The sequence below is a fragment of the Acinetobacter harbinensis genome (assembly GCF_000816495.1).
Lineage (GTDB): Bacteria > Pseudomonadota > Gammaproteobacteria > Pseudomonadales > Moraxellaceae > Acinetobacter > Acinetobacter harbinensis.
Genome location: NZ_JXBK01000002.1, coordinates 14,985 through 18,488 on the forward strand (window position 1 = coordinate 14,985; position 3,504 = coordinate 18,488).

4 protein-coding genes are annotated in these 3,504 nt (G+C 42.0%); all 4 read left to right on the top strand.

The features are described 5' to 3' along the window. A partial coding sequence (locus SE27_RS12285) for an acyl-CoA desaturase (protein ID WP_455549994.1) occupies positions 1–858 on the top strand: 858 nt, incomplete at its 5' end. Then, positions 855–2,144: an NAD(P)/FAD-dependent oxidoreductase gene (locus SE27_RS12290; protein ID WP_039624056.1), complete on the top strand. Its 1,290-nt coding sequence runs from the start codon at positions 855–857 to the stop codon at positions 2,142–2,144. The genes SE27_RS12285 and SE27_RS12290, both read left to right, overlap by 4 nt. 14 nt (positions 2,145–2,158) lie before the next feature. Beyond that, on the top strand, positions 2,159–2,944 hold the full coding sequence (locus SE27_RS12295; protein ID WP_039624058.1) for a DUF1365 domain-containing protein: 786 nt from the start codon (positions 2,159–2,161) through the stop codon (positions 2,942–2,944). A gap of 4 nt (positions 2,945–2,948) precedes the next feature. Further along, a partial coding sequence (locus tag SE27_RS14540; protein ID WP_455549995.1) for a class I SAM-dependent methyltransferase occupies positions 2,949–3,504 on the top strand: 556 nt, incomplete at its 3' end.

Genomic DNA, 3,504 nt, shown 5'->3' on the forward strand with positions numbered 1-3,504 from the left:
TTGCATATTGCCTGTCTAAGTGTGTTTTGGGTGGGGGTGTCTTGGTTTGCAGTGATCTTTATGTTGCTGTTTTATGTGCTGCGGATGTTTTCAATCACGGCTTTTTTTCACCGTTATCTGTCGCATAAGACTTTCCAAACTTCACGTCCGGTACAGTTTATTTTTATCTTGATTGGCACCATGAGTGCGCAACGTGGTCCGCTTTGGTGGGCTGCGCATCATCGCTATCACCATCGTTTTACCGACACCGAGCAAGATCCGCATTCATCGACGCATGGTTTTTGGTATAGCCATGTCGGTTGGTTTCTCAATGAACAAAATTTTGGGACTCGAAAAGAAGTCATTAAAGATTGGTTAAAGTATCCGGAATTAATTTGGTTGGATCGTTTTAGTCTACCGGTGGTGCTGTTAACCGCATTCGGTATTTATGCCTTGGGCGAGTGGTTGGCGACTTCGATGCCGGCGCTAGCCACTTCCGGGCCACAGCTTTTGGTCTGGGGCTTTATTATTTCTACCGTGTTGTTAACTCACGCAACTTTATCGATCAATTCATTGGCGCATCTCTATGGGCGACGTGATTTTGAAACCGATGACAATAGTCGCAATAATTTATGGTTATCCATTATCACTTTAGGTGAGGGGTGGCATAACAATCATCATTACTATGCCGGTAGTACCCGTCAGGGCTTTTACTGGTGGCAGATTGATATCACCTTTTATCTGCTTAAATTAATGTCGGTATTTGGACTGGTCTGGGGACTCAAACCGGTACCAGAGCGTATTTATGCAGCGCGAAAAAATCAATTTACCATGATTAAGATTAAATCGAATAACATTGATACTGGGGAGTCTCTATGAAAATTGCCATTATTGGTTCAGGTATTTCAGGGCTATATGCCGCATGGCAGCTTTCAAAACAGCATCAAGTCACTGTGTTTGAAAAAAATCATTACTTTGGTGGGCATACCGATACGCATGATTTGTATATTGAAGGTCGGCACGTCGCGGTGGATAGTGGTTTTATTGTATTTAATGCCTATAACTATCCGCTGTTTAGCGAGATGCTGAGTCAATTGGGAATCGCGGCACAAGACAGCGATATGAGTTTTTCGGTTAATAATTTCGTCAGCGGGCTACAATACAATCCTTCAAAAAAATGGTCGCTGTTGGCACGACCACAAAATCTGATCAATAAAAACTTTAGGCTGATGTTATCCGATCTGTTGCGTTTCTATACTGCCAATAAAGATCAGTCTGTAACGGAGTGTGATCCGGAACTGAGCATTGAAACCTATTTAAATCAAAACAACTATTCACAAGTGTTTCGAGATGAACATCTCTATCCGATGTGCGGTGCGTTATGGTCGAGTCCAGTTGAACAAGTGGCACAGATTCCGTATAAGTTTGTGGTGAGTTTTTTTCAGCATCATCGCATGTTGGAGCTTAAAAACCGTCCCAGTTGGCAAACCGTAAAAGGTGGTTCGGCCAGTTATGTGCGACAAATTCAGGCCAAATGCCCCTCGATTATTTGGAAAGCACGGCAAGTTGACAGCGTGCGTCGCTATGCCGATCACGTGATACTTGAAACAGCAGACGAACAGGAGCAATTTGATTGGGTGGTTTTTGCCAGTCATGCCGACACCAGCTTACAGTTATTAACAGATGCCAGCGCATTAGAGTCTGAAGTGTTGAGTCATTTTTCCTATCAGGACAATCACATGGTGGTACATATCGATGAGTCGATTATGCCGAAAAAACGCTCACAATGGGCCAGTTGGCATGTGCATGTGACCGAAAATACTCAGCATAAAGCTATAAAAAATCAAAATAGCACTCAAGCTACAGCACTGCATTATGGCTTTACTTACTGGATGAATAAGCTACAAAATCTCTCCTGTAAAACGCAAATTTTTGCGACCTTAAACCCAAATATGCCGATTGATCCACAACGGATTTTGGTCGAACGTCATTATCGCCATCCAGTGTTTGATCAACAGGCGATTGCGACCCAAGCACGCTGGCAGGAGATTAATGGACAAAATCGCAGCTCATTTTGTGGTGCGTATTGGGGCTGGGGCTTTCATGAAGATGGTGCGCGTAGTGCAGCACGTGTGGTGCAGCAAATTAATGATTCTATGGGCTAAAGTGGAGCAAATAGATGCTAAATACGCCACTTGCCATTGCCAATGCTCAAATTCGCCATCGGCGCTATAGTCCCACGCCACATGCCTTTGAATCAAGCTTAAGCTATTTGTGGTTCGACCCTGACCAATTGCCGGAAATTACTCAACAATCTTGGCTGTGGTCAACCGGACATTGGAATGTTTTAAACTTAGCCGCGAGCGATTTTTTAAAACATTATCATGGCACGATTCGGGAAAAAGCCAGTAAAGCGTTGTTGCAATACGCCAATACAGTGTTATTGCCGACATGGCGTATTCGGGTTTTAGCCTTGCCGCGCAGTTTGGGCTTTAATTTTAATTCAGTAATTTTTTATTTTATTTTAGATCAACATCAGCAACCGGTTTTTATCTTAAGTGAAGTCAGTAATACCCCGTGGAATGAGCAGCATGTCTATGTGCATGACTGCCAAGCCAATCGTAAACCGCATGCGGATTATCAGCGCTTTGAGTTTAACTTTGAGAAATTATTTCATGTCTCACCGTTTATGCCGATGGATATTGAATATCGTTGGCACTTTAATCTCTCGGATCAGCAAAATATTATTCATATGCAATTGTATCGTCAGCAAAAATTAATATTTGATGCCAGTATGCTGTTTCAGCTCGATGCCATCACACTTCCTTCACAGCAGCACCGTTATGCTGTTTATCATGTCTTTGAACCGATCAAAATGTTGCTTTCAATTTATGTACAAGCCTTTAAGTTATGGCGAAAAAAAGTTCCATTTTATCGGCATCCACAAATCAATAGGGATAGATAAGCAAATGATAAAAACATTTATTTTTGGTGAACAGGATTCACTGCCTTTGCTGCTCAGAAGTCTATTAAAACTGCGTTATGGTCAGATTAGCTTTCGTGGCGCGTGGCAAGGTACGGTCGGAGAGCCGAGTGATTTGCATGCCGTGATTGAAGTGCATGATAAAAAACTACTTGAGCTGATGTTTAAAAATGGCGTGTTGGGTGCCGCTGAAGCTTATATTGCCGGTTATTGGAGCAGTGAAAATTTAGTCGAGTTGATTCAAATTCTGGCACGTAATCGCGATGTGTTAGATAAAATCAATCAAAATATTATCTCGCAAGCCAGCCAAGTTTTATTAAAAGCTTGGTATAAAAGTCGTAAAAATTCTGTCGATGGCAGTCGTAAAAATATTGCGGAGCATTATGATTTAAGTAATGATTTCTTTAAATTATTTCTTGATCCGTCGATGATGTATTCCAGTGCCATGTTTAAAGATGCCGAGATGACTTTGGCACAAGCCTCGGACTATAAAAAAGAAATCATTTGTCAAAAGCTGCAACTTAAACCGCTGGATCATGTGG

What these genes read in the sequence shown, in the direction of transcription:
- SE27_RS12290 (WP_039624056.1), top strand. Translation starts at nt 855, where the DNA reads ATGAAAATTGCCATTATTGGTTCAGGTATTTCAGGGCTATATGCCGCA.
- SE27_RS12295 (WP_039624058.1), top strand. Translation starts at nt 2,159, where the DNA reads ATGCTAAATACGCCACTTGCCATTGCCAATGCTCAAATTCGCCATCGG.